Source organism: Thauera humireducens, assembly GCF_001051995.2.
GTDB classification, from domain to species: Bacteria; Pseudomonadota; Gammaproteobacteria; order Burkholderiales; family Rhodocyclaceae; genus Thauera; species Thauera humireducens.
The window spans coordinates 2869242-2894412 of the sequence record NZ_CP014646.1 but is presented as its reverse complement, the minus strand read 5'-3'; the positions used below and the strand labels follow the sequence as shown (position 1 = coordinate 2894412).

General features: G+C 70.4%; 23 protein-coding genes. 7 read left to right on the top strand and 16 right to left on the bottom strand.

The annotated features are described in order from the left end of the window. Positions 1-97: 97 nt before the first annotated feature. The 6 genes from hypE to hypA all read right to left on the bottom strand — a co-directional run bounded on the left by hypE (position 98) and on the right by hypA (position 5238). On the bottom strand, positions 98-1159 hold the full coding sequence (gene hypE / locus AC731_RS13615) for a hydrogenase expression/formation protein HypE (RefSeq protein WP_048706884.1): 1062 nt from the start codon (positions 1157-1159) through the stop codon (positions 98-100). Further along, a complete protein-coding gene (gene hypD / locus AC731_RS13610; protein ID WP_048706881.1) occupies positions 1156-2331 on the bottom strand; it encodes a hydrogenase formation protein HypD in 1176 nt (391 codons plus the stop codon). Before hypD ends, hypE begins: the two co-directional genes overlap by 4 nt. Before the next feature lie 8 nt (positions 2332-2339). After that, positions 2340-2600 carry a HypC/HybG/HupF family hydrogenase formation chaperone gene (locus AC731_RS13605; protein ID WP_048706879.1) on the bottom strand — a complete coding sequence of 87 codons (261 nt, stop codon included), beginning with the start codon at positions 2598-2600 and terminating at the stop codon, positions 2340-2342. 2 nt (positions 2601-2602) lie between these two features. Next, the gene (locus tag AC731_RS13600; protein ID WP_048710141.1) at positions 2603-3814 is read right to left on the bottom strand and encodes a Kae1-like domain-containing protein; all 1212 of its coding nucleotides are present in this window, start codon (positions 3812-3814) and stop codon (positions 2603-2605) included. An 80-nt stretch (positions 3815-3894) separates the two neighbouring features. Then, on the bottom strand, positions 3895-4854 hold the full coding sequence (hypB, locus tag AC731_RS13595) for a hydrogenase nickel incorporation protein HypB (protein ID WP_048706876.1): 960 nt from the start codon (positions 4852-4854) through the stop codon (positions 3895-3897). Positions 4855-4896: 42 nt separating this feature from the next. After that, positions 4897-5238: a hydrogenase maturation nickel metallochaperone HypA gene (hypA, locus tag AC731_RS13590; protein WP_004292678.1), complete on the bottom strand. Its 342-nt coding sequence runs from the start codon at positions 5236-5238 to the stop codon at positions 4897-4899. A 126-nt stretch (positions 5239-5364) separates the two neighbouring features. On the opposite strand from hypA, the gene AC731_RS13585 reads away from it, so the two are divergent. Both AC731_RS13585 and AC731_RS13580 read left to right on the top strand, forming a co-directional pair. Next, a complete protein-coding gene (locus AC731_RS13585) occupies positions 5365-6342 on the top strand; it encodes an META domain-containing protein (protein WP_048706874.1) in 978 nt (325 codons plus the stop codon). Between the two features lie 113 nt (positions 6343-6455). Continuing rightward, on the top strand, positions 6456-7124 hold the full coding sequence (locus AC731_RS13580) for an Lcl C-terminal domain-containing protein (RefSeq protein ID WP_048706873.1): 669 nt from the start codon (positions 6456-6458) through the stop codon (positions 7122-7124). Between the two features lie 13 nt (positions 7125-7137). On the opposite strand, the gene nusB is transcribed toward AC731_RS13580, so the two are convergent. The 10 genes from nusB to AC731_RS13530 all read right to left on the bottom strand — a co-directional run bounded on the left by nusB (position 7138) and on the right by AC731_RS13530 (position 15207). Next, positions 7138-7641 carry a transcription antitermination factor NusB gene (nusB, locus tag AC731_RS13575; RefSeq protein WP_004292673.1) on the bottom strand — a complete coding sequence of 168 codons (504 nt, stop codon included), beginning with the start codon at positions 7639-7641 and terminating at the stop codon, positions 7138-7140. Continuing rightward, complete coding sequence (ribH, locus tag AC731_RS13570; RefSeq protein WP_048706869.1) at positions 7638-8141, bottom strand: 6,7-dimethyl-8-ribityllumazine synthase; 504 nt, start codon at positions 8139-8141, stop codon at positions 7638-7640. The genes nusB and ribH overlap by 4 nt, the downstream gene beginning before the upstream one ends. 19 nt (positions 8142-8160) lie before the next feature. Next, positions 8161-9249: a bifunctional 3,4-dihydroxy-2-butanone-4-phosphate synthase/GTP cyclohydrolase II gene (gene ribBA / locus AC731_RS13565; RefSeq protein ID WP_048706867.1), complete on the bottom strand. Its 1089-nt coding sequence runs from the start codon at positions 9247-9249 to the stop codon at positions 8161-8163. A 60-nt stretch (positions 9250-9309) separates the two neighbouring features. After that, the gene (locus tag AC731_RS13560; RefSeq protein WP_048706865.1) at positions 9310-9924 is read right to left on the bottom strand and encodes a riboflavin synthase; all 615 of its coding nucleotides are present in this window, start codon (positions 9922-9924) and stop codon (positions 9310-9312) included. A gap of 58 nt (positions 9925-9982) precedes the next feature. Continuing rightward, a complete protein-coding gene (gene dsbD, locus AC731_RS13555; RefSeq protein ID WP_048706863.1) occupies positions 9983-11821 on the bottom strand; it encodes a protein-disulfide reductase DsbD in 1839 nt (612 codons plus the stop codon). A gap of 34 nt (positions 11822-11855) precedes the next feature. Further along, positions 11856-12182 carry a divalent-cation tolerance protein CutA gene (gene cutA, locus AC731_RS13550; protein ID WP_048706861.1) on the bottom strand — a complete coding sequence of 109 codons (327 nt, stop codon included), beginning with the start codon at positions 12180-12182 and terminating at the stop codon, positions 11856-11858. A gap of 103 nt (positions 12183-12285) precedes the next feature. Continuing rightward, on the bottom strand, positions 12286-12897 hold the full coding sequence (locus tag AC731_RS13545; protein WP_048706860.1) for a glutathione S-transferase: 612 nt from the start codon (positions 12895-12897) through the stop codon (positions 12286-12288). Between the two features lie 161 nt (positions 12898-13058). Then, complete coding sequence (locus tag AC731_RS13540) at positions 13059-13724, bottom strand: alpha/beta hydrolase (protein WP_048706858.1); 666 nt, start codon at positions 13722-13724, stop codon at positions 13059-13061. Next, entirely contained in the window at positions 13721-14044 is a 324-nt protein-coding gene (locus AC731_RS13535; RefSeq protein WP_004292657.1) for a (2Fe-2S) ferredoxin domain-containing protein, read from the bottom strand. The genes AC731_RS13540 and AC731_RS13535 overlap by 4 nt, the downstream gene beginning before the upstream one ends. Before the next feature lie 62 nt (positions 14045-14106). After that, positions 14107-15207 carry a VanZ family protein gene (locus AC731_RS13530; protein WP_048706856.1) on the bottom strand — a complete coding sequence of 367 codons (1101 nt, stop codon included), beginning with the start codon at positions 15205-15207 and terminating at the stop codon, positions 14107-14109. A gap of 295 nt (positions 15208-15502) precedes the next feature. Between AC731_RS13530 and AC731_RS13525 the strand changes: the two genes are divergently transcribed. The 5 genes from AC731_RS13525 (at position 15503) to AC731_RS13505 (ending at position 25146) form a co-directional block, all read left to right on the top strand. Next, positions 15503-18979 (top strand): transglutaminase family protein, encoded by a 3477-nt coding sequence (locus AC731_RS13525; protein ID WP_048710138.1) that lies wholly within the window; start codon positions 15503-15505, stop codon positions 18977-18979. Positions 18980-18985: 6 nt separating this feature from the next. Then, positions 18986-21631, top strand: a complete 2646-nt coding sequence (locus tag AC731_RS13520) for a circularly permuted type 2 ATP-grasp protein (RefSeq protein WP_048706854.1) — start codon at positions 18986-18988, stop codon at positions 21629-21631. A gap of 16 nt (positions 21632-21647) precedes the next feature. Next, the gene (locus AC731_RS13515) at positions 21648-22583 is read left to right on the top strand and encodes a transglutaminase family protein (RefSeq protein WP_048706852.1); all 936 of its coding nucleotides are present in this window, start codon (positions 21648-21650) and stop codon (positions 22581-22583) included. Between the two features lie 129 nt (positions 22584-22712). Beyond that, the gene (locus AC731_RS13510) at positions 22713-24161 is read left to right on the top strand and encodes a circularly permuted type 2 ATP-grasp protein (RefSeq protein WP_004293198.1); all 1449 of its coding nucleotides are present in this window, start codon (positions 22713-22715) and stop codon (positions 24159-24161) included. Between the two features lie 37 nt (positions 24162-24198). Further along, positions 24199-25146 carry an alpha-E domain-containing protein gene (locus tag AC731_RS13505; RefSeq protein ID WP_004293200.1) on the top strand — a complete coding sequence of 316 codons (948 nt, stop codon included), beginning with the start codon at positions 24199-24201 and terminating at the stop codon, positions 25144-25146. The last annotated feature ends 25 nt before the right edge of the window (positions 25147-25171 follow it).

Here is a 25171-nt window from a genome sequence, read left to right as displayed (position 1 = left end):
CCCTTGTGTGTGTCGCGCGGTAATGAGTTGTAAGGCGGCATGACGCGGCCCCGCCTGGGAACGGGAAGGTGGCCGGGTTGCCCGTCGGCAGCCGGTTTCAGCATATCCGCGGCAGCTGCTCGCCGGACAGCCAGTCCACCATCCGCCATCCGCCGACGCCGGTGCGGATCTGCACGAAATGCTGTGGGTCGGAGGTGGCCGTGCCGATGCGCGACGCCTCGGCGCCGAGCGGATGCGCGCGCATGGCCGCGAGCAGGGCGTCGGCGTGCTCGGGCGCGCACAGTGCAACCAGCTGGCCCTCGTTGGCGACGCAGAGCGGATCGAGCCCGAGCAGCTCGCAGGCTGCCCGCACCGGCGGCGATACCGGGATCGCGGCCTCGTCGAGCTCCATGCCCACGCCCGATTGCGCGGCGATCTCGTTCAGCGTGCTTGCCAGGCCGCCGCGCGTGGGGTCGCGCAGCACGCGGATCGCGTCGGCGGGCACGGCCGCGTAGAGCGCCTCGACCAAGCCGTTGAGCGCCGCGCTGTCGGAGACGATTTCGGACTCGAAGGCGAGCGATTCGCGCTGCGCCATGATGGCCATGCCGTGCTCGCCGAGGCGTCCGGACACCAGCACCACATCGCCCGGCCGTGCCCGTGCGCCGCCTGGATCGCGTCCGGCGGGTAGTGCGCCGACCCCGGTCGTGGTGATGAACACGCCGTCGCCCTTGCCCTGCTCGACGACCTTGGTGTCGCCGGTCACGACCAGGACGCCGGCCGTGCGCGCGGCAGCGGCCATGGATTCGACGATGCGGGCGAGATCGGCCAGCGGAAAGCCTTCCTCGAGAATGAAACTGGCGGCCAGATACAGCGGACGGGCGCCCATCACCGCGAGATCATTTACCGTGCCATGCACCGACAGGCTGCCGATGTCGCCGCCGGGGAAGAACAGCGGGCTGACCACGTGCGCGTCGGTCGACATCACCAGGCGTTCGCCCGGACCCGGGGCGGGCAGCACCGCGCCGTCATCGCCGCGTCCCAGATAGTCGTTGGCAAAGGCGCGCGCGAACAGTTCGGCGATGAGTTGCGCCATCGCGCGCCCGCCAGCACCGAAGGCGAGGCCGACGCGGCCCGTGCGCAGGTCCAGCGGGCGGGCGTAGCCGGGTTTGACGGCGCTCATGCGGTGTCCTGGTTCGCGGGCGTGGCGGTGTCGCTGGCGCGCAGCGGCAGGTCGCGGAAACGCCCGTAGGTGTAATGCGCGGCGCAAGCGCCTTCGGAGGACACCATGCACGAGCCCATCGGTGTTTCCGGCGTGCACACCGTGCCGAAGAGCTTGCAGTCGATGGGCGACTTCACTCCGCGCAGGATGGCGCCGCATTCGCAGGCCTTGTTGTCCGGCACGGGCGTGTAGCCGAGGTCGAACTTCGCTTCGGCATCCCAGGCCGTGAAGGCGACACGGATGCGCAGCGCCGAGTCCGGCAGCGTGCCGAGGCCGCGCCACTCGAAGCCGGGGCGCGGCTCGAAGACCTCCGCGACCAGGGCCTGGGCCTTGAGGTTGCCGTCGCGGGTGACGGCGCGGGTGAATTCGTTCTCCACGACGGCGCGACCGGTGTTCACCTGGCGCAGCAGCATCAGGATGGCCTGCATGACGTCGAGCGGCTCGAAGCCGGCGATGACCACCGGCTTGCGGTGGGTCGAGGCGAAGGCCTCGTAGGGGCGGCTGCCGATGACCGTCGATACGTGGGCCGGGCCGACGAAGCCGTCGATCTGCACCGCCTGCGGCGCGTTGCCGCCGGGCGGCTCGAGGATGGCGGCGATTGCCGCAGGCGTCAGCACGTGGTTGCAGATCACGCTGAAGTTGGCGAGTCCCTGTCGCGCTGCCTCGCGCAGCACCAGCGCGGTGGGCGGCGTGGTGGTCTCGAATCCGATGGCGAAGAACACCACCTCGCGCCCGGGTTCGCGCCGGGCCAGCGCGAGCGCGTCGGCTGTGGAATACACCATGCGCACGTCGGCCCCATGGGCCTTCGCCTTCAGCAGCGACAGGCCGTCGGATGCGGGCACGCGCAGGCAGTCGCCGTAGGTGCACAGGATGACCTCGGGGCGCGACAGCGCGAGCCGGATCGCCATGTCAACACGGCCGATCGGCAGCACGCAGACCGGGCAGCCGGGGCCGTGGATCATCCGCAGGGTGGGCGGCAGCAGGTCGGCGATGCCGTAGCGCGACAGCGTGTGCGTGTGGCCGCCGCAGAACTCCATGAAGGCGTAGTCACGGCCGGTACCGGCCTCGTGCGCGATCGCGCGCGCCAGGCCGGCGGCGAGCGCCTGGTCGCGGAACTCGTCGATGTACTTCATCGCGTACTTCATCGCGGCGTGGCCCTGTCACCCTGCGCGCAGGATGTGGCCGGATCGAGCCCGGCCTCGGCAAACAGCGCCAGCGTCTGCGCGGCCTCCTCGGGATCGAGCTTCGTCAGTGCGTAGCCCACGTGCACGATGACGTAGTCGCCGACAGCGGCGCCGTCGATCAGCGCGAGCGAGATTTCCTTGCGCACGCCACCCAGCTCGACGCGGCACTGGTCGCCGTCGAGCAATTCGACGATGCGGGTGGGAAGGGCGAGGCACATGTTCAGGTTTCCTTGGCGGCGAGTTGGTGCAAGGCGACCCACGCCTGGCCCAGCGCGAGGCCGGCGTCGCCGGGCGACAGGCGTTGCGCGCCGAGCACCTCGCAGCCCACGGCCGGCAGGCTGGCGTGCAGCGCGGCCGACAGCAGGCGATTGTGCAGGCAACCGCCGGACAGCACCACCGTGTCGCAGCCCGTCAGGCGGCGTGCCGTGGCGACCCAGTCGGTGAGGGCGGCGGCCAGCGTGGCGTGGAAGCGGGCCGCGCCCCGCCCGGCATCGGGCGCGTCGGCGAGGCACAGCAACAGGGGGTGCAGATCGAGCTGCAGCGTGAGGTCGGGCGGCAATTCGCCGACCGGTGGTGAGGCTTCGGATGACGGGCCGGAGGGGCCGTGCGTTGCCGTCGCCTGTGTGATCTGCCAGTCGGCCGGCGAGACGGGGGGGGCGGTGCTGCCGGCAGCGAGCCGTTCGAGCGCGACGGCGGCTTCGGCTTCCGTCTGCATCACTTCGCACAGCCCGAGCAGGGCGGCGGCGGCATCGAAATGGCGGCCGAGGCTGGACGTGGCCGGACACAGGGCCGGGCGCGAGAGGACCTGGCCGAGCAGCGCGGCCGCTGGCTGCCGGGAGAAGCGGTGTGCGACTTCGTCGCCGCGGCCGCAGGCGTGCAGCAGCGCGGCGGCCATGCGCCAGGGTTCGCGTGCCGCACGGTCGCCGCCGGGCAGGCGCAGCGGGCGCAGGTGGCCCAGGCGCACGAAGCGCGCGCCGGCGACCCACAGCAGCTCGCCGCCCCAGGCCTCGCCGTCGGTGCCGAGGCCGACGCCGTCGAGCGCGAGGCCGAGCACCGGGCGCGCGTCGAAGCGGCCGTGCTCGGCAATCACCGCGGCGACGTGGGCATGGTGGTGCTGCACGCCGATCGCCGGCACCCCCAGCCGCGCCGCCAGCGCGGCGGCGACGCGGGTGGAGTGGAAGTCGGGGTGGAGGTCGTGCGCAACGGCGCGCACCCGGCCGTCCGCCTGCGCGAGCAGGGCTGCGGCAGCCGGCTCGACGCTGCGGCAGGCATCGGCGTTGTCGAGGTCGCCCAGATTGGGGCCGAACTGCGCGCGATCGTGTTCCAGCAGGCAGGCCGCGTGCTTGAACCAGGCGCCGAGGGCGAGGATGGGCAGGGCGTGCCCCGCACCGGCGAGCCCCCCGGTGAAGCGGATCTTCGGGGCGGTTGCCATCTCGCCGCCGCCGGGAGCCGGCGAGGGCGTCACGATCGGGCCGTCCTTGGGCGGCAGCCGGCGCGGTTCGGGCGAGCCGTTCATGCAGGCCGCGCCGAGGCGCATGCGGCGGCCAGGCCCGCGTCGATCCACGCCAGCCATTCGTCGATGCCTTCACCGCTGGTGGCCGAGCTGCGGATCACGCGCAGGCGGGGATTGATCCGCAGCGCGTAGTCGATGGCGCGTGCGGTATCGAAGCTGAGATAGGGCAGCAGATCCACCTTGTTCAGCAGCAGCAGGTCGGCGGCGGCGAACATGTCCGGGTACTTCAGCGGCTTGTCCTCGCCTTCGGTGACCGACAGGATCACGACCTTGTGCGCCTCGCCAAGATCGAAGGCCGCCGGGCAGACCAGGTTGCCGACGTTCTCGATCAGCAGCAGGCTGCCGTCGGCGAGTGCCATGCGCGGCAGCGCGCGCGCCACCATGTCGGCATCGAGGTGGCAGCCCTTGCCGGTGTTGATCTGCAGCGCGGGTACGCCGGTGGCGCGGATGCGCTCGGCGTCGAACTCGGTCTGCTGGTCGCCCTCGATCACCGCGGCCGGCACGCGTCCGCCCAGCGCCTGCAGGGTGCGCACCAGCAGGGAGGTCTTGCCCGAACCGGGGCTGGAGACGAGGTTGAGCGCGAAGATGCTGCGTGCACGCAGCCAGGCCCGGTTCCCGGCGGCGCGGGTGTCGTTCTTGCCGAGGATGTCGCGCTCGATCTTCAGCATCTGGCCCTGGCTCAAGCCAGGCGCATGGGCCCGCGCGGGGCCCGTGCCGAAGTCAAGGCGTTGAGGGTGGGGCGGGGCGCGTGTTTCGCGTGCGGCCGCGTCCTGCGTCGCATTCGTGGCGGCTGCGTCCCCGTGAAGAGGGGTGGTCGACCCGGTGATGACAGTGGGGCTGGCGAGGGGGCGCCACGCCCGCGTCGTCCCCGGGGTCGGCCGCGCGCGTGCTGGCGGTTTGCCGCCCCCGAATGCGCCGATTCGTGTTTCCCCTGTTCCGCAACCGCACACCGTACACATTGCAGGGTTTCCTCTGGTTTGGCGCGCCGGGCACGGCTTCGCTCAGGCCACATCCAGTGCCTTGACGCGCAGTTCCTCGCCCGCCGTGACCTTGAGCTGATAGTCGCCGCAATGGGGGCACGCATCGTAGCGTCCGCGCATCGGTACCGTCTTCGCACAGACCGGACACCAGCCGGCACCGGCAACACGCTCCACCACGACTGCCGCGCCCGCGGCCGGCGTGTCCTGCAGCACCACGTCGAGGCAGAAGCGCAGCGCATCGACTTCGACCGCCGCAAGCTCACCGATCTCGAGGATCACGCGGCGGACCCTGGTGAAGCCGTTCGCTTCCGCCGCGTCCTCGATGATGCTGCGTACGCTTTCGGCCAGGGACATTTCATGCATGGGACTTTTCCTCGCAAGCCGAGCTTACCGCGACCCGCGGGCAGGTGTAAGCGTTGTCTGCGACAGGGAAGCCGGGTACGCGAAGCGGATAGAATGCGCGGACACGCTTTCCAGTCCGGATCCCCCATGTCTTCGATCTCTCGTTGCGTCCTGCTGAGCACTGCGGCCCTCGTGCTGGCGGGCTGCTCGATGTTTGGTTCTTCTGCCTCTTCGTCCGAACGGGCCGCGGTGCTCGAGCTCGACCCGCAGCCGCCGGTCAGCTTTCGCTGCGGTGAGCGCGTCGTGAGCCTGCGCCATTTCGGCGAACTGGCGACGCTGAGCGTGGAGGGCCGCAACTGGACGTTGCGTCCCGAGCGCAGCGCCTCGGGCATGCGGATAGTGTCGGTGGATGAGGACGACACCGAGATCTGGGTGAAGGGCAACGCGGCGCGCCTGCGCTTGAACGGCGCGGATCTGCCCGAGTGCCGGATCGAAGGCGCGAAACCGCAGTTCCGCGCGGTTGGCAACGAGCCGGCCTGGCGGCTGGACATCGGGGCGCAAGGCATGGAGTTGCTTACCGAGGGGGGCGATCTGCGCGCGTTCGCACCCGGGCCGCTGGTCATCGACACGCCGGGACAGCGCAGCTATCAGGGCATGACGGCCGGCGGCGAGATGTCGGTGACGGTGTTCGATCGCCTCTGCGCCGATACCATGAGCGGCTTGCCGCACCCGAAAACGGTCGAGGTGCGCTGGCAGGCGCGCGTGCTGACGGGCTGCGGCGGCGACCCGGCCGAGCTGATTCAGGGCGAGCCATGGCAGGTGCTCGAAGTGGATGGCCGTCGGGTGGATGACCCGACGCACCTAACGCTGAGCTTCTCGGACGATGGCCGTGTCGCTGGCATTGCAGCGTGCAACCGGTATGCGGGTCGCTACGCACTGACGGGTGAGGGCTTGCGTCTTTCGCAACTGGCCGCGACGCGGATGGCCTGCGAACCCGGCTTGATGGAGGAAGAGCAGCGTTTCCTGTCCGCCGCCGACCGGATCAGGGGGGTCGCCCTCACCCGCGAGGGTAGCCTCGAACTGCGGGACGGTACACGCGTCGTGATGCGCGCACGGCGCAACTGATCCTCACCGGCTGCGAGCCCGCCCCACCCGCGACGATTCCGCGTACGATCGCCTGCCCGGCGCCCAGCGCCCAATCCGATGCCGTTCCGTAGCCGGCGGCCGATGGAGAAACGATGCCGATTCTTCCGCCTTCCCGCTTCCTCACCCTGATCGCGGCCCTGGCTGCGAGCCTGCTCGCCGCGTGTGGTTCCGATGCGCCGCCAACGGCTGCGGTCGTCTCAGCCGAGGCACTCGCCGTAGCCCAGGCGGCACACCAGCAGGCCTTGCAGAAGGTGGACGAGCGGGAACAGGGTTTCACGGCGGGTTTCGAGCTGCGCGACGACGGCACAGCGGTCGATACCGCCTCCGGGCTGATGTGGATGCGCTGCGCGGTGGGCCAGGCCTGGCACACGGGCGTGTGCGTGGGCGAGCCAAAGCTGTCGAGCTGGGATCAGGCGCAGAAGGCAGGCGAGGACATGGTCTTTGCCGGTCATGCCGACTGGCGCGTGCCGACGCGCGACGAACTGGCGGGGCTGATCTACTGCAGTTCGGGCGTGCGCCGGGCGCCGGAGCGCGAAGGGGTGCCGGGCAGCTGCGAAGGGGGGTATCGCACGCCCACGCTGCTCGTCACGGTGTTCCCGAATTCGCCCGCGCACAAGTTCTGGTCGGCGACGCCGGACGAGCGCTACCGCTTTGCCGCCTGGGGCGTGTCCTTCTACAACGGCGCCACCGGCATCGGTCCGCACACCGACTACGTCAATGTGCGGCTGGTGCGCGGCAGCGCCGCGGCGGCGCGTAACTAGGCCGGCTTGCGGCTCAGCCGCGCGCTGCGCGCGCCGCGGCGACTTCCTCGGGCCGCAGGCGGGCGGCGAGCTTGTCGAGCACGCCGTTGACGAACTTGTGACCGTCGGTGCCGCCGTAGCCCTTGGCCAGCTCGATGGCCTCGTTGATCACCACGCGGTAGGGCGTGTCGATATTGTGGCGCAGCTCGAGCGTGCCGAGCAGCAGGATCGCGTGCTCGATCGGCGACAGTTCGGCCAGCGGACGCGACAGCAGCGGCTCGAAGCAGCCGCGCAGTTCGTCGGCGCTGCCGATGGCGCCCCGCAGCAGGCTGACGAAGAGCTCGCGGTCGGTCTTGTCGAGGTTCTCACTTTCCGACTCGAGGTGGCGCTGCACCGTGGCCATCGTGTTGCCCGACAGCAGCCACTGGTAGACGCCCTGCAGCGCGAGCTCGCGCGCGCGGCGGCGGGCCATCTTGCTCGTCGGGTTGGGGGCGCCGGCGCCTTCGGGCGCCGGGCTGGTGTTGTCCATGTCGCTCATCGCACCACCTTCAGCAGGTTGGCCATTTCCACCACGGCGCGGGCGCAGTCGGCGCCCTTTTCGCGCATGCGCGCGATCGCCTGGTCGTCATCTTCGGTCGTCAGCACGCCGTTGGCGATCGGCAGGCCGGTGTCGAGGCCGACGCGGGTGACGCCCGCGCCCATTTCGTTCGAGACGAGCTCGAAGTGGTAGGTCTCGCCGCGGACCACCGCGCCGAGCGCCACCAGCGCATCGTAGTTTCCGCTCCTGGCCATGGTCTGCAGCACCAGCGGGATCTCGAGCGCGCCGGGTACGGTGACGATGCGGATGTCGCCGCGTGCCACGCCAAGCTGCAGCAGCTCGTCGGTGCAGGCCGACAGCAGGCCTTCGCAGATGTCGAGGTTGAAGCGCGCCATGACGATGCCGACGCGCACGCCGGCACCATCGAAGTTGGGGTCGATCTCGTCGATACCGTCGTAGCGGGCGCCCTGGCGGGCGTTTTCGGGTTGGTTGCGTTGCATGCGGTTCTCTGTGATTCGGTCAGTTCTTGTCGACGAAGCCGGTGATCTCCAGCCCGAAGCCGGTCATGCTCGGGATCTTGCGCGGGCTGGCGAGCAGGCGCATCTTGCCGACGTTCAGCGCGCGCAGGATCTGCGCGCCGACGCCGAACAGGCGCGCGTCCCATTTCACCGGGCGGTCCTGCGTGCCGTTGAGGCTGGCGAGCAGCTCGCGGCCCGACATCGGGCGGTAGAGCAGCACGATCACGCCGGCCTCGGCTGCGGCGAGGGTCGCGAGCGAGTCGTTCACCGGGAAGCTGTGGCGGCCGCTCGCCGGGTCGAGGAAATCGACCACCGAGATCGGCTCGTGCACCCGCACCAGGGTCTCGCGCTCGGGTGCGATGTCGCCGCGCGACAGCGCGAAATGCACGTCGCCCGAGGTCTTGTCCTCGAAGGCCGACAGCGTGAAGGGGCCGTGGGCGGTGTCGACGTCCTTCTCGCTGACCTTCTCGATCAGGTGCTCGGTGGCGGCGCGGTATTCGATCAGGTCGCGGATGGCGCCGATCTTGAGACCGTGTTCCTTTCCGAACTCGATGAGGTCGGGCAGGCGCGCCATGGTGCCGTCGTCCTTGAGGATCTCGCAGATCACCGCGGCCGGCTCCAGCCCGGCGAGATGTGAAAGATCGCAACCGGCCTCGGTGTGGCCGGCGCGGATCAGCACGCCGCCTTTCTGCGCGGTGAGCGGGAAGATGTGGCCGGGGGTGACGATGTCCTCGGGCTTGGCGTGGCGGCCGACGGCCACCTGCACGGTGCGTGCGCGGTCGTGGGCTGAGATGCCGGTGGTGACGCCGGTGGCAGCCTCGATCGACACCGTGAAAGCGGTGCCGTGCGGGGTGCGGTTGTCGCGCACCATCTGCTGCAGGCCGAGCTGGCGGCAGCGCTCGTCGGTGAGCGTCAGGCAGATCAGGCCGCGGCCGTGCTTGGCCATGAAGTTGATTGCTTCCGGCGTGACGAATTCGGCCGCCATCACGAGGTCGCCCTCGTTCTCGCGGTCTTCCTCGTCGACCAGGATGACCATGCGGCCGGCCTTGATGTCGGCGATGATCTCGGTAATCGGCGCGAGTGCGCTCATGCTGTGTCCTTTTTCGGTGTTCTTGCGGGCGTTCTGAAGACGCGTTGCGGTGTGCGTGATTCAGCCCTGCGCGGCCGCTTCCTCGCTGCGCCAGGCGAGCATGCGCTCGACGTAGCGCGCGATGAGGTCGATCTCGAGATTGACCTTGCTGCCAGCCTGCAGGTGCTTGAGGTTGGTCATCGCCACGGTGTGCGGGATCAGGTTGATCCAGAAGTCGCGGCCCTCGACGCGATTCACCGTGAGGCTGACGCCATTGACGGTGATCGAGCCCTTCTTCGCAATGTAGCCGGCGATGGCTGCCGGGGCGCGGATCACCAGCTCGTGGCTCTCGCCCACAGGGGCGAACTTCACGACCTCGCCCACGCCGTCGACGTGGCCGGTGACCAGATGCCCGCCCAGGCGGTCGGCCAGGCGCAGCGCCTTCTCCAGGTTCACCTCGTTGCCCACCGCGTCGAGGCCCACGGTGCAGTTCAGCGTCTCGCGCGAGACGTCGTACTTGAGCCTGGGGCCGTTCATCTCGACCACGGTCAGGCACACCCCGCTGTGCGCGATGCTGTCGCCGAGGATGACGTCGGACAGGTCGAGGCCGTTGGTGTCGACGCTGAGGCGGATGCCATCCGCGAGCGGCTCGATATGTTCGATGCGGCCGACGGCCGCGACGATGCCGGAGAACATGAAGGGTTTGAACCGAAAGGGGAAAGGCGGGATTGTAGGGGAAAAAACCCGCCCTCGCTCAGAGCGCCCGATCCAGCACCGTCGCGAACGGCTCCGCCTTCATGAAGCCCACGACCCGCATCCCTTCGCGCTCCTGGCCCTCGGCGTCGAAGAAGATGATGCCCGGCGGGCCGAACAGGCCGAAGCGCTTGAGCAGTGCCTTGTGTTCGTCGTCGTTGGCGGTGACGTCGGCCTTGAGCAGCAGCATCTGCCCCATCCGTTCGGCCACGCGCGCGTCGCTGAAGGTGAAGCGCTCCATCTCCTTGCACGACACGCACCAGTCGGCATAGAAGTCGAGCATCACCGGGCGGTCGGTGGCGGCGAGTCGCGCATCAAGCTCGGCGACGGAATTCACCTTCTCGAACTGCGGCACATTCACCGGTGCGGCGGCCTGGGCGCGCAGGATCGACAGCGGCTGCAGCGGATCGCGCGAGCCGGCCAGCGCACCGACCAGGATCGCCGCGCCCGAAAGCAGCAGCACGACCCCGACGCCCTTCCAGAAGCGCTGCCAGCCTTTGGCCTGCGGCGGCAACGGATCGATGGCGTGCAGGAAGATGGCCGAGAACAGCAGCAGCGCCGCCCAGCCCAGCATCATCGCCAGCGGCGGGATCACCGGCGTGATCATCCACAGCGCGACCGCCAGCAGCATCACGCCGAAGGCTTTCTTGACGCCTTCCATCCACGGCCCGACCTTGGGCAGCAGGCTGCGCGAGGCCACGCCCACCGCCAGCAGTGGCGCGCCCATGCCCAGCGCCATCACGAACAGCGCCCAGCCGCCCAGCACCGCATCGCCGGTCTGGGCGATGTAGAGCAGGGCGCCGGCCAGCGGCGCAGCCACGCAGGGGCCGACGATCAGCGCCGACAGCACGCCCATCACGGTCACGCCGCCCAGGCTGCCGCCCTTGTTGTGGCTGGCGGTGTCGGCCAGCTTGCTCTGCAGGGACGACGGCAGCTGCAGCTCGTAGAAGCCGAACATCGACAGCGACAGCAGCACGAAGAGCAGCGCGAACACCGACAGCACCCATACGTTCTGCAGGGCGGCGGTCAGCATCGTGCCCGACAGCCCGGCGGCAACCCCGGCCAGTGCGTAGGTGACGGCCATCCCCAGCACGTAGGCGAGCGACAGCACGAAGGCGCGCATGTGCGAGACGGCGTGTCCCTGGCCGACGATGATGCCCGACAGGATCGGGATCATCGGGAAGGTGCAGGGCGTGAAGGCCAGCAGCAGGCCGAAGCCGAAGAAGCTCAGCAGGATCAGCGGCACGCTGGCGCCCGACAGCAGGCGCGCGATGTCGCCCGTCTCGTCGCTGGAGACGGCGCTGCCCGCCTGCGCACCTCCACCCGACGCCGCGGGCGCGGCCGGCGTCGAAGCGGCCGAGCCGAAACCGCCGCTCAGCACGTTGTCGAGGAAGCCGCCACCCGCCTTCTTCGGCGGTGCGGCGAGGTCGATTGCGGCGGTCTGCGCCGTCGGCGGATAGCAGATGCCGCCATCCCAGCATCCCTGGCTGGTCGCGATCAGTTCGAAACGCGTCACGCCCGCCGGCGCCTGCACCGGCAGCAGGATGCGCAACTCGCCGCGGTGGGTTTCCACGTTGCCGAAGAAGTCATCCTTGTGCGTCTTGCCCGCCGGCTTCTCCGCCGGGCCGAAGCTGACGTCGGCGGGCTCGGCCTCGAAGCGGAATTTGTCGCCGTACAGGTAGTAGCCCTTGGCCACTTCGAAGACCACCTCGACCGTCTGCGCATCCAGTGCCTGGGCGCGCAGCTTGAAGGCCTTCTCGGGTTCGATCGGGTCGGCGTGGGACAGGCCCGGCAGCAGCAGGCTGGCGAGCAGTGAAAGCAGGATCAGCAGGCGGTGCATCGTGTTCTTCGTGGCGGGGAGTGAAGGGCGGGGCTCAGGCATCCGTGGTGACCTCGCGCGCGACCCAGTCGAGATAACCGGGCAAGCCCAGCACCACAGGGACCGCGACGATCTCGGGAAGTTCGTAGGGGTGGCGGGCGCGGATCGCAGCCTCGAGCGCATGGTAGCGCCCGGCGGTGGTCTTGATCAGCAGCGGCACCTCGGTCGCGGACTCGACCGCGCCCTGCCAGCGATAGACCGAAGTGCAGGGCGCGAGGACGTTCACGCAGGCGGCGAGCCGCGCCTCGATGAGCGCAGCGGCCATCGCGTCCGCGCTGTCGCGGTCGGGCAGGTTGGTCAGGACAAGCAGCGTATCGGCCATGGCGGTCTCCGAGTGGCAGACCGCGATTGTCCCAGAGTCGCCGGCCGTTTGACCTGCTCCGCATCAATTGGCCGACGCGCGGCGCCGGCCGATACGGCCGGCCTCAGCCCGCCGGCGGCGTGGTGTCGACGAAGCTCGGGCGTGCTAGCAGGCGGGCGGCATAGGCGGCCAGTACCGGGTGGCTGGCGCGCCAGTCGAGCGTGGGAAAGCGCAGGTCGAGATAGCCCAGCGCGCAGCCGGCGGCAACGTCGCCGATCTGCAGCGCAGCCCCGTCGAAGCCGCGCTGGCTGCTGACCCGCGCCCCGAGTTCGACCAGTCCGCGTTCGATCTTGTGGTGCTGGCGCTCGATCTCGCGTGCGCTGCGCTCGCCGTCCGGGCGGCGCGACTCCAGCAAGGCAGCCACCGCGGCGTCGGTGATGCCGTCGGCCAGCGCTTCGGCCTGACGGGCGCGCACGCGCGCCAGCGGATCGGCCGGCAACAGCGCGGGCGCGACGCCGAGCGTCTCGAGATAGCCGACGATGACCGGCGAGTCGAAGAAGGTCTCGCCATCGTCCGCGACCAGCACCGGCACCTTGCCCAGCGGATTGAGCGTCGGCACGCGGGTGTTGGCTTCCCACGGGGAGTCGACGACGAGTTCGAACGGCAAGTTCTTTTCCGCAAGCACGACGCGGATCTTGCGCGCGTAGGGGCTGGTGAGCGAGGCGAGCAGTTTCATGGGGCGAGTCTCCTTGGACGGGGTGGTCGCGCGGCGTGAGCCCATCGCCGCCGGGCGCACGGCTATTGTTGCAGAGAGGCGGGGGGATGTGTCTTGGCGCGCCGGTGGCGGGCGAGGCGCTGGTCGCGGGCGAGCCCCGCCTCGGGTTCTGAGCGCCGCGTTCAGCCCGCGTCGGCGCGGCTGACGTTGCGCGCGATCACGTCGCGGATCACGTGCAGCTTGCCGTGGAAGAAGTGGTCGGCGCCGGGCACCACGGTGACGGGCAGCTCCTGCGGCCGCGCCCAGTCGAGCACGTTGGCCAGCGCCACGGTCTCGTCGTTCTCGCCGTGGATGACCAGGGTCGGGATGTTGGCCGGCGCCGTCGGCGTTTCGTAGCGGCGCCCGCTGCCGGTGGTCTCGCCGGCCGCCATGCCCACCAGGATCAGCTGGCGTGGCGGCGCGATGCCGTCGGCGAGGCGGTTGGCGACGCGCGTCAGCACGTAGCTGCCGAAGGAGAAGCCGCCCAGCGCCAGCGGCAGGCTGCCCCAGCGCGACTGCGCCCAGCTCAGCACCGACAGCATGTCCTCGGTCTCGCCGACGCCTTCGTCGTGCGTGCCGTCGCTCTGGCCCACGCCGCGGAAGTTCGGCCGGATCGCGGCGAAGCCCAGGTCGCGGAAGCTGCGCGCGAGCGTGTGCGCCACCTTGTTGGTGTTGGCGCCGCCGAACAGCGGGTGCGGATGGCAGACCAGGGCGATGCCGCGGACCGTCTCCGGGGCGTCGATCAGCACCTCGATCTGGCCTTCGGGGCCGCGCAGCAGGGCGGATTCGGTGGGCAGCGGGCGGCTCATGCAGCGTCCTCCGGCAGGCGCAGGCGCTCGACGACGCGGCCATGCACCAGATGGTTGTCGATGATGTCGTCGATGTCTTCCTTGTCGACGTAGGTGTACCAGACGTTGTCCGGGTAGACGACCAGCACCGGGCCTTCGTCGCAGCGGCCCAGGCAGCCGGCCTTGTTCACCCGCACGCTGCCCTTGCCCTTCAGGCCGAGCGCGGCGGTGCGCTCCTTGGCGTAGGTCTGCAGTTCGCTGGCCTGGTGGTCGTTGCAACAGGTTTCGCCGGCGGCGCGCTGGTTGCAGCAGAAGAAGACGTGGTGTTTGAAGTAGCTCATGGGGTCTCGGTGTCTCGCAGCGGTTCGGGTGCGCCGCGCGGCGCACCGGGAAGTGGAGCGGATTATAGGCCGCGGCGGGCCTGCCCCGCCCGGGCGGTCAGGTGTTCGCCGCGCCACAGGCCGAGCGCCGACAGGTAGGCCAGCGCGACGAAGGGCCACAGGCTGTCGACGAGTTCGGTCAGGCCGTGGAAGTTGAGGATGTTGCTGTACTGGGCCAGGCGCTGGTTGTAGGCCAGGTAGGGATTCTCGGGCATCAGGTTGACCAGGGCCGTCGCCACCAGCAGCGCGGTGCCCGCCAGCGCGTGCTGCAGCAGGCGTGGCAGCAGCAGCGTCAGCGTGAGCAGGGCGCCGCCGATCACCAGACCGCGTTCGGCACCCGGCGTGAGCCAGGCCAGGGGCGTGCCGGGTTCGAAGAAGGTGGCGGTCGCCAGCGACTTGGCGCCGATGCCCAGCGCCAGCAACAGCACGATCGGCAGCGGATTGCGCCCGCGCATCATGCAGCGCGCGAACAGGCCGACGGCGAGGATCGAGGCTGCGGTGAGCGCGGCGTCGAAGGCGATGAAGCGTTCGGGCTGGAAGGCCAATGGGGCGGCGATGCCCAGCAGGCTGCGCAGGTCGCCGCTGGAAAACAGCAGGTCGGTGGCGCTGAGCTGGCCGAGCAGCCACAGCCCGAGCAGGATCAGCCCGGCCTCGCCGGTGCGCCCGCCGATGACCCACTCGGCACGCCAGCGGTGAAAGAAGCCTCGCGCGCCGAACCAGGCCTGTCCCCAGCGCACGCCCAGCAGCGCGCCGAGCAGGCCGCCGAGGATGTTGCCCCCCAGATCGAGGTTGCTGGCGATGCGGCTCGGCAGCAGGTTCTGTGCGGTCTCGAGCCCGAGGCTGAGCAGGCCCGCGAGCAGGGTGGCCAGCGCGATGCCGCGCCACGCGGGCCATGTGGCCGGCATCGCCGCGGCGGCGAGGAAGCCGAAGGGCAGGTAGCCGAGGATGTTGAACACGAAGTCCTCGAGGATGAAGTACTTCGGCCAGGGCGCGATCAGGTAGTCGAACAGGGGCAGTCCGCTCGCCTGCCAGCCGGTCAGCGGATGCAGGCAGGCGTAGGCGATCAGCAGCGCGTAGGCGAGGGCGAGGGTGCGTGGCAGCGAGGCGGGTGCGGTTCGGGTCATCGGGGTGGAGCGCCGGCGGGCGGCGCCGACAGGGGGCGCGAAGCGGTCCCGTCCTGGGGCCGGGCCAGTGTCCTTCTCTGAGGCCCCCCGATTCTGCCAGTTCCCGCGGCGGCATTCCTTGATGCGGGTGGCGCGAGCCCGCACCGGGCTGGTGCGCGATGCGCCGTGGAGGTGCATGTGCGCGGGCGAGGCGTCGGCCCTGGCGGACCCTCCGCAGGCGCCGGGGCGCATCGTCGTCCGCGCACGCTTCTTGCTGTTCGATTGGCATTGCCCATCTGCGCATCGCGAGGCCTTCGTGTCCATCCACGTCAAGCTGAACCACGTCACCCACTACCGCTACGACCGCCCGGTCAGCCTGTCGCCGCAGGTCGTGCGTCTGCGTCCGGCGCCGCATTGCCGCACGCCGATCCATGCCTATTCGCTGAAGGTCGAGCCCGCCGGGCATTTCATCAACTGGCAGCAGGACCCGCAGTCGAACTACCTCGCGCGCCTGGTCTTTCCCGAGAAGACCACCGAATTGCGCATCGAGGTGGATCTGGTGGCCGAGATGTCGGTCATCAATCCTTTCGACTTCTTCCTCGAGCCGGCGGCGGAGAAGATCCCCTTCGCCTACGACGAGGGCCTGAGCGTGGAGCTGGCGCCCTACCGCCTGAAGGCGCCGGCTACCGCGCTGGGGCCGAAGTTCCTCGACTACCTCGAAGCCATCCCGCGCGAGCCGAAGGCCAGCGTCGATTTCCTCGTCGCGCTCAACCAGCGCCTGCAGCAGGACATCCGCTACCTGGTGCGGCTCGAGCCCGGCGTGCAGACCCCGGAAGAGACGCTGACGCTGGCGAGCGGCTCCTGCCGCGACTCGGCCTGGCTGCTGGTGCAGCTGCTGCGCCACCTCGGGCTGGCGGCGCGCTTCGTGTCCGGCTACCTGATCCAGCTCACGCCCGACGTGAAGTCGCTCGACGGCCCTTCCGGCACCGAGGTGGACTTCACCGACCTGCACGCCTGGTGCGAGGTCTACCTGCCCGGTGCAGGCTGGGTCGGCCTCGACCCGACCTCGGGCCTCTTTGCCGGCGAGGGCCACATCCCGGTGGCGTGCACGCCCGAGCCCTCGTCCGCGGCGCCGGTCACCGGCTTCTCGGATGAGTGCGAGTGCGCGTTCGAGCACCGCATGAAGGTCGAGCGCGTGTGGGAGGCGCCGCGCGTCACCAAGCCCTACACCGACGAACAGTGGGCGGCGATCGAGGCGCTGGGCCACCGCATCGACGGCGACCTGACGGCCAATGACGTACGTCTCACCCAAGGCGGCGAGCCGACCTTCGTGTCGCTCGACGACCGCGACGGCGCGGCCTGGAACAGCGACGCGCTCGACCCGCAGAACCGGGATGCCAGCAAGCCGAGCAAGCGCACGCTGGCCGAGAACCTGATGTTCCGCCTCAAGGACCACTACGCGCCGCAGGGCCTGCTGCATTTCGGCCAGGGCAAGTGGTACCCGGGCGAGCAGCTGCCGCGCTGGTCGCTGAACTGCTACTGGCGCCGTGACGGCGAACCCATCTGGCGCGATCCGGACCTGTTCGCGCGCGAACTCTCCGCCACCGCGGTGGACGAGGCGATGGCGGCGCGCTTCCTCGTCCGCGTCGGCGAGCGCCTGGGCGTGGAGGCGCAGTGGATGATGCCGGCCTTCGAGGACGCCTGGTACTACCTGTGGCGCGAGCGCCGGCTGCCGGCCAACGTCGATCCGCACGACTCGCGCGTCGACGATCCGCTCGAGCGCGCGCGCCTGACCAAGGTCTTCGACCGGGGCCTGAAGCAGGTCATCGGCCATGTGCTGCCGATCGTGCGCAATCACGGCGGTGCCGGCCGCTGGCAGAGCGGTCCGTGGTTCCTGCGTGCCGAACGCCTGTACCTGATCCCGGGCGATTCGCCGATCGGCTACCGCCTGCCGCTGGATTCGCAGCCCTGGGTGGGCAAGGGCGATTTCCCGTGGATCCATGCCGCCGACCCCAACCAGGCCTTCCCCGCGCTGCCGGCGCATGCCGAACTGCGCCAGCAGCTGCGGCCGACAGGGGCGACCGTCGGCGCCGACAGCGGGCTTGGCTATACCGCCCACGGTGGCGGCTGGACGCCCGGTCGCGCCGCGCATGCCGGTTTCCATGGCACGCAGGGCGAGGCCGCCATGCCGCTTACCGGCGCCGCCGAGGCCGCGCTGGCGAGCCGCGACGAAGCTGTGGACCCGGCACGCCGCCCGGCGCCCTTCGAGTCGGCGGCCTGGATCACCCGCAGCGCGCTGTGCGCCGAACCGCGCGGCGGCCTGCTCCATCTCTTCATGCCGCCGACGGTGGCGCTGGAGGATTACCTCGAGATCGTCACCGCCATCGAGGACACGGCCGCCGAATTCAAGCTGCCGGTGGTGCTCGAAGGCTACGAGCCGCCGTCCGATCCGCGCCTGCAGCACTTCCGCATCACGCCGGACCCAGGCGTGATCGAGGTCAACATCCACCCCGCGGGCAGCTGGGACGAACTCGTCGAACGCACCACCACGCTGTACGAGGAAGCCCACCAGTCGCGGCTGTCGACCGAGAAGTTCATGCTCGACGGCCGCCACACCGGCACCGGTGGCGGCAACCACTTCGTGCTCGGCGGCGCCACGCCGGCCGACTCACCCTTCCTGCGCCGGCCCGACCTGCTGCGCAGCCTGGTGAGCTACTGGCACAACCACCCCAGCCTGTCCTACCTGTTCTCCGGGCTGTTCATCGGCCCGACCTCGCAGGCGCCGCGGGTGGACGAGGCGCGCCACGACTCGATGCACGAACTGGAGGTCGCCTTCCAGCAGTTCCCCGAGATCGGCAAGGCGGTGCCGCCCTGGCTCATCGACCGCCTGCTGCGCAACCTGCTGATCGACGCCAGCGGCAACACCCACCGTTCGGAGTTCTGCATCGACAAGCTCTACAGCCCGGACAGCGCCACCGGCCGGCTCGGCCTGCTGGAGCTGCGGGCCTTCGAGATGCCGCCGCATGCGCGCATGAGCCTCGCCCAGCAACTGCTGCTGCGCGGGCTGATCGCGCGCTTCTGGCAGCAGCCCTACGCCCCCGGCCGCCTGCGGCGCTGGGGCACCGAGCTGCACGACCGCTTCCTGCTGCCGCACTGGGTGGCGGAGGACTTCCGCGACGTCGTCACCGAGTTGCGCGAATTCGGCTACCCGCTCGAGTTCGACTGGTTCGCACCGCACTTCGAGTTCCGCTTCCCGAAGTACGGCGAGTTCGCGGCGCGCGGCGTGCGCGTCGAACTGCGCATGGCGCTCGAGCCCTGGCACGTGATGGGCGAGGAGGGTGCGCCCGGCGGCACGGTGCGCTATGTCGACTCCTCGGTGGAGCGGCTGCAGGTGAAGGTGTCCGGGCTCAACGACGACCGTCACGTGCTGAGCTGCAACGGCCGCGCCGTGCCGCTGCAGCCGACCGGCACGGTGGGCGAGTTCGTCGCTGGCGTGCGCTACCGCGCCTGGCAGCCGCCGTCCTGCCTGCATCCGACCATCGGTGTGCATGCGCCGCTGGTGTTCGATCTGGTCGATGGCTGGATGCAGCGCTCGATGGGCGGCTGCGTGTACCACGTGGCGCATCCGGGCGGGCGCAACTACGAGACCTACCCGGTGAATCCCTACGAAGCGGAAGGCCGGCGCCTGGCGCGCTTCACCACCACCGGCCACACGCCGGGCCGGATCGCGCCGGTGGCGGCGGAGCGCAACGCCGACTTCCCGTTCACGCTCGACCTGCGTCGACAGGGCTGAAGAAGCATGCAGGTCCAGCCGCACAGCCCGCCCCAACTGCTCGCCGACTACGCTGCACGGCCCGATCGCTACGACGAGCTGTGCCAGCGCATCGGCAGCGTGGTGGTGCTGCGACCGCACTGGCGCGATTTCTTCCACGGCCTGGCGGCGATGCCGGCGACCGAGACCGCGGCGCGGCGTGAGGCCCTGCGCCGGCAGATCCACGAGAACGGCATCACCTACAACGTGTATGCCGATCCGCGCGGCTTCGAGCGGCCCTGGGAACTCGACCTGCTGCCCTACATCCTGCCGGCGGCGGAATGGGCGCAGATCGAGGCGGCGGTGCTGCAGCGCGCGACGCTGTTCAACCGCATCCTCGCCGACCTCTACGGCGAGCAGAACCTGCTGCAGCAGGGGCTGATCCCGCCGGCGCTGATCTACGGCCACAGCGGGTTCCTGCGTCCGCTGGTCGGGGCCAGGCCGCCGCGCGACCTGTTCCTGCATCTGTATGCGGTGGATCTGGCGCGCTCGCCGGACGGCCGCTGGTGGGTGGTGGCCGACCGCACCCAGGCCCCGTCGGGCGCCGGCTATGCGCTGGAGAACCGCGGCGTGGTGGCGCGTGCGTTGCCCGAGCTGTATCGCGCTGCGGGCGTGCAGCCGCTGGTGCCCTTCTTCGAGACCTTCCGTGACGGATTGGCGGCCCTGGCCCCGGAGGATGGAGGAGAGGAGAAGGGGCCGGGCCGGGCCGGGGACGGCGATGCCCCGCTGATCGTCGTGCTGACGCCCGGTCCGTACAACGAAACCTATTTCGAGCACGCCTTCCTGGCGCGCGAGATGGGCTTTCCGCTGGTCGAGGGGCAGGACCTGACGGTGCGCGACGAGAAGGTCTTCCTGCGCACGCTCGAGGGCCTGCGCCGGGTGCATGTCATCCTGCGCCGCGTCGACGACATCTGGTGCGACCCGCTCGAGCTGCGCGACGACTCGGCGCTGGGGGTGGCCGGCCTGGTGGCGGCGGTGCGCGCCGGCCAGGTCGCGGTGGCCAACGCGCTGGGCAGCGGCATCCTCGAGACCGGCGCGCTGCTGGGCTACCTGCCGCGCCTGGCCGAACACCTGCTCGGCCAGAAGCTGAGGATGCCCTCGGTCGCGACCTGGTGGTGCGGCGAGAAGGCCGCTTGCGACTACACGCTGAAGCACCTGCGGGAGCTGGTGGTGAAGCCGGCCTACCCGACCGTGGGCGCCGGTCCGCTGTTCTGTCGCGACCTGCCGGCGGCGGAGCTCGACGGCCTCGCCGCGCGCATTGCCGCACGTCCGTTCGAGTTCGTCGCGCAGGAGATGGTGAACATCTCGCAGGCGCCGGTGCTGGCGGCTGAGGACGAACCGGCCGCGGGCCTGGTGGCGCGCAACATCGGGCTGCGGGTGTTCGCGGCGGTCGGCCCCGACGGTTTTCGCGTGATGCCGGGCGGCCTGGTGCGGGTGGCACCCGAGACCGACATGCGCGTGGTGTCGATGCAGCACGGTGGCGGCAGCAAGGATGCGTGGGTGCTCAGTGGCCCGGCGGAAACGGTGCGACCAAGCCGGCGCCCCGCGGTGCCGGGGCAGATCGCGCTGCGCGAGCGTAGCCTCGCGGCACCGGGACTGGCCAGCCGTGTGGCGGAGAGCTTCTTCTGGCTCGGCCGCTACAGCGAGCGTGCCGACGGCGCAGCGCGCCTGGGGCGCGAGACGCTGGGCCGCGTCGGCGGGCTGGCCGTGCTCGACCACGTCGGGCCGGCCGCGGGCGAGGCCGCTGCGCAGGCGGATTCGCCCACGGTGGCCGCGTTGGCCGAGCTGTGCCGGCGCTGCGGCGTGCTGCCGCGGGCGGGCGAGCGCGCGGAGGACGCGGAGGGTGGCGAAGGCGGCGCAAGTGCGCAGGCGCTGGCGTGCGCCCTGTTCGACGACACGCGCAGCGGCAGCGTCGTCGCCAACCTGCGCATGGTGTTGCGGCTGGCCGCGCAACTGCGCGACCGCCTGTCGCCGGACAGCTGGCGCATCTACAACCGCCTCGCCGGATTTGCGACGCCGGTGACCGAGGCGCCCGGCCTGGGTGAGGCGATGCACCGCCTCGACGAATCGCTGCTGTCGCTGGTGACGCTGTCGGGCTTCGTCATCGAGAGCATGCCGCGCGACGCCGGCTGGCGCTTCCTGTCGATCGGCCGCCGCATCGAGCGCCTGCAGTTCCTCGCTTCGGCGCTGGCGGTGCTGCTGGCGGTGCCGCAGCGAGGCGCGCTCGAGGCCCTGCTGGCCGTGACCGACGGCGAGATCCGCTACCGCAGCCGTCATGCGCGCGGCCTGGCGCCGCGGCCGGTCGCGGAGCTGGTGATGTTCGACGGCGACAACCCGCGCGCCTTGCGCTACCAGCTCGATTCGCTGGTCGACCACCTGGCGCGCCTGCCCGATGGCGCCGCGCTGGGCGAGCCCCTGGCCGTGCTGATGCGCGAGCTCGATGCCGTCGCCGACTGCGACTGCCTGGCCGGCCTCGCTGCCGACGGCCGGGCGACCCACGCCGCCGCGGCCTGCGCCACGGTCTTCGGCCTGCTTCAGCGCATCTGGGCGGCCGGCAACACGCTGTCGGATGTCCTCTCGCAGCGCTACTTCACCCACCTGGACGCGCGCAGCCATGCCACGGCCTCCCGCTGAACGGCCCGCCGACGCGATGCAGTTCTACGAGCTGCTTCACGACACGACCTACCGCTACACCAGCCCGGTGCTGCTGTCGCAGCAGGTCGCGCACCTGCGGCCGCGTGAAAGCCTGCGCCAGCGGCTGGTGTCGTACGTGCTGGAGATCGATCCGGTGCCGGCGCAGCGGCGCGAGCGGACGGACTTCTTCGGCAATCCGGTGAGCTGCTTCAGCCTCTATGCCGCGCACGACCGCCTGAGCGTGCGGGCGCGCAGCCGCGTCGGCGTGCTCGCGCCGGACTGGCCGGACCCGGCTGCCAGCCTGCCGTGGGAGGCGGCGCGCGACCATCTGCGCGATGCCCTGTCGGGCCATGCGCCGCTGCAGGCCGAGGCGCGCGACGCCGGGCAGTACCGCTTCGCCTCGCCCTTCGTGGCGCTCGGCGCCGAGGCGGCGCGCTACGCGGACTACGCCCTGCCGTGCTTCACGCCCGAGCGTCCGCTGCTCGAGGCGAGCGCGGCGCTGTCTGCGCGCATCCACGCCGATTTCCGCTTCGATCCGGCCGCGACCGACGTCGCCACGCCGGTCGCCCAGGTCTTCGCCGCGCGGCGCGGCGTGTGCCAGGACTTCTCGCAGCTGATGATCGCCTGCCTGCGTTCGCTCGGGCTGGCGGCGCGCTACGTGTCGGGTTACCTGCTGACCGCGCCGCCACCGGGGCAGGCGCGGCTGGTCGGGGCCGACGCTTCGCACGCCTGGGTGGGCGTGTGGTGTCCCGGCGTGGGCTGGGTGGAGTTCGATCCGACCAACGACATGCAGCCCGGCGATGGCCACATCACGCTGGCCTGGGGGCGCGACTACGGCGACGTGTGTCCGCTGCGCGGCGTCATCCTCGGTGGGGCCGGGCATGCCGTCGAGGTGGCGGTGACGGTGATGCCGGTGGAGGCCCCGTGCGACGACATCCGCGCACCATGTTGATGCATCGGATGCCGTGGTGGTGCGCACCACCGCAGTGCCCGCCGCGCAGCAGGCTGCGAAGCCGCATCCGTGCGTGCTTCGCGGGATTGGCACGCTTTCTGCTGAATCGCGTCGCAAGGGAGCCCAATCATGACCGCAGACAGCACGACCACCGCCGCGAAACCCTACGATGAAATGCACGCCCCGGATGGCGCCGTCCGTCCGCACTACCTCGCCTACGCCGACTGGCTGGCCGACACGCCGCGCGAGCGCATCGAGCGCAAGCGCAGCGAGGCCGACGTCGCCTTCCACCGCGTCGGCATCACCTTCAACGTGTATGGCGCCGAAGGGGGCAAGGAGCGCCTGATTCCCTTCGACCTGCTGCCGCGGATCATTCCGGGCGAGGAGTGGACGGCGCTCGAAGCCGGCCTGCGCCAGCGCGTGAAAGCGCTCAACGCCTTCCTCGCCGACATCTACCACGGCCAGGAGATCCTGCGCGCCGGCCGCCTGCCGGCCGACCAGGTGCTCAACAACGCCCAGTTCCGCGGCGAGATGAAGGGCGTCGAGGTGCCGGGCGGCCTGTACGCGATGATTGCCGGCATCGATCTGGTGCGGGCGGCGGGCGCGGACGGCAAGGGCGAGTACTACGTGCTGGAGGACAACCTGCGCGTGCCCTCGGGCGTGAGCTACCTGCTGGAGAACCGCAAGATGATGATGCGGCTCTTCCCCGACCTGTTCTCGCGCTACAACGTGCAGCCGGTCGAGCACTACCCCGATCTGCTGCTCGAGACCCTGCGTGCGGTCGCGCCCGCCGGCGTGCTCGACCCGACGGCGGTGGTGCTGACACCCGGCGCCTACAACAGCGCCTACTTCGAGCACAGCTTCCTCGCCCAGCAGATGGGCGTCGAGCTGGTCGAGGGGCAGGACCTGTTCGTCAAGGACGACACCGTCTACATGCGCACCACCCAGGGACCGCGCCGGGTCGACGTGATCTATCGCCGCCTCGACGACGACTTCCTCGACCCGCAGGTGTTCCGCCCCGATTCGATGCTGGGCGTGCCGGGCCTGATGTCCGCCTATCGCGCCGGGCGGGTGACGCTGGCCAACGCGGTCGGCACCGGCGTGGCCGACGACAAGTCGATCTACCCCTACGTGCCGGAGATGGTGCGCTTCTACCTCGGCGAGGAACCGATCCTCAACAACGTGCCGACCTACATGCTGCGCGAGCCGGACGACCTCGCCTACACGCTTGCGCACCTGCCCGAACTGGTGGTGAAGGAAGTCCATGGCGCCGGGGGCTACGGCATGCTCGTCGGCCCGGCCGCGACCCGTGCCGAGATTGAGGACTTCCGCCAGCGCATCCTCGCCGCGCCCGAGAAGTACATCGCACAGCCCACGCTGTCCCTGTCGACCTGCCCGACCTTCGTCGACGCCGGCATCGCACCGCGCCACATCGACCTGCGCCCCTTCGTGCTGTCCGGGGGCAAGGAGATCCGCATGGTGCCCGGCGGCCTGACCCGTGTGGCGATGAAGGCCGGCTCGCTGGTGGTCAATTCCTCGCAGGGCGGGGGCACCAAGGACACCTGGGTCGTCAACTGAATCCGATCGCGCATCGAATCACGCCGGGAGAATCATCATGCTGAGCCGCACCGCCGACCACCTGTACTGGATGGCACGCTACACCGAACGTGCCGAGAACACCGTGCGCATGCTGGACGTGTCGTACCGCATGTCGCTGCTGCCACGCAATAACGGCTGCTACGACGACGGCTGGGGCGCGATCCTCGCCATCAGCGAGCTGACCGAGGCCTTCGCCCGCACCGGGCGGCCCTTGACGCCGCGCGACGTCATCGAGTTCGTCGTGCTCGACCGCAACAACCTGTCGAGCGTGTGGAACTGCCTGCGCGCCGCGCGCGAGAACGCGCATGCGGTGCGCGGCACGCTCACCGCGGAGATGTGGGAAACCACCAACGCCACCTGGCTCGAGATCCGCGACATGACGCCGGAGAAGCTGCAGGCCACCGACCTCGGCGAGTTCTTCGAGTGGGTGAAGTTCCGCTCGCACCTGCTGCGCGGCGTCACCTTCGGCACCATGCTGCACGACGACGCCTTCCAGTTCGTGCGCCTGGGCACCTTCCTCGAGCGCGCCGACAACACCGCACGCCTGCTCGACGTGAAGTATCACAGCCTGCTGCCGCAGAACGAAAGCCCGACCAGCACCACCGATTACTACCAGTGGGGCGCGCTGCTGCGTTCGGTCTCGGCCTTCGAGACCTACCGCCACGTCTATCGCGACGTCATCACGCCGTACAAGGTCGCCGAGCTGCTGATCCTCAACGATGCCATGCCGCGTTCGCTGCATTCCTGCGTGGACGCGGTCAACGACATCCTCGGCCAGATCGCCAACCTGCATTCGGCCGAGGCCGCACGCCAGGCGGGCGAACTGCACGCGACCCTGCACTATGGCCGCATGGACGACATCTTCGACACCGGCCTGCACCCGTGGCTGGAGCGTTTCCTCGAGCGCATCAACCGCCTGGGGGACCGCATCGGCGACAACTTTCTCGTTCCGGTCGCCGCCTGAACGCTTCATGGCGCTGCCGCCCGCC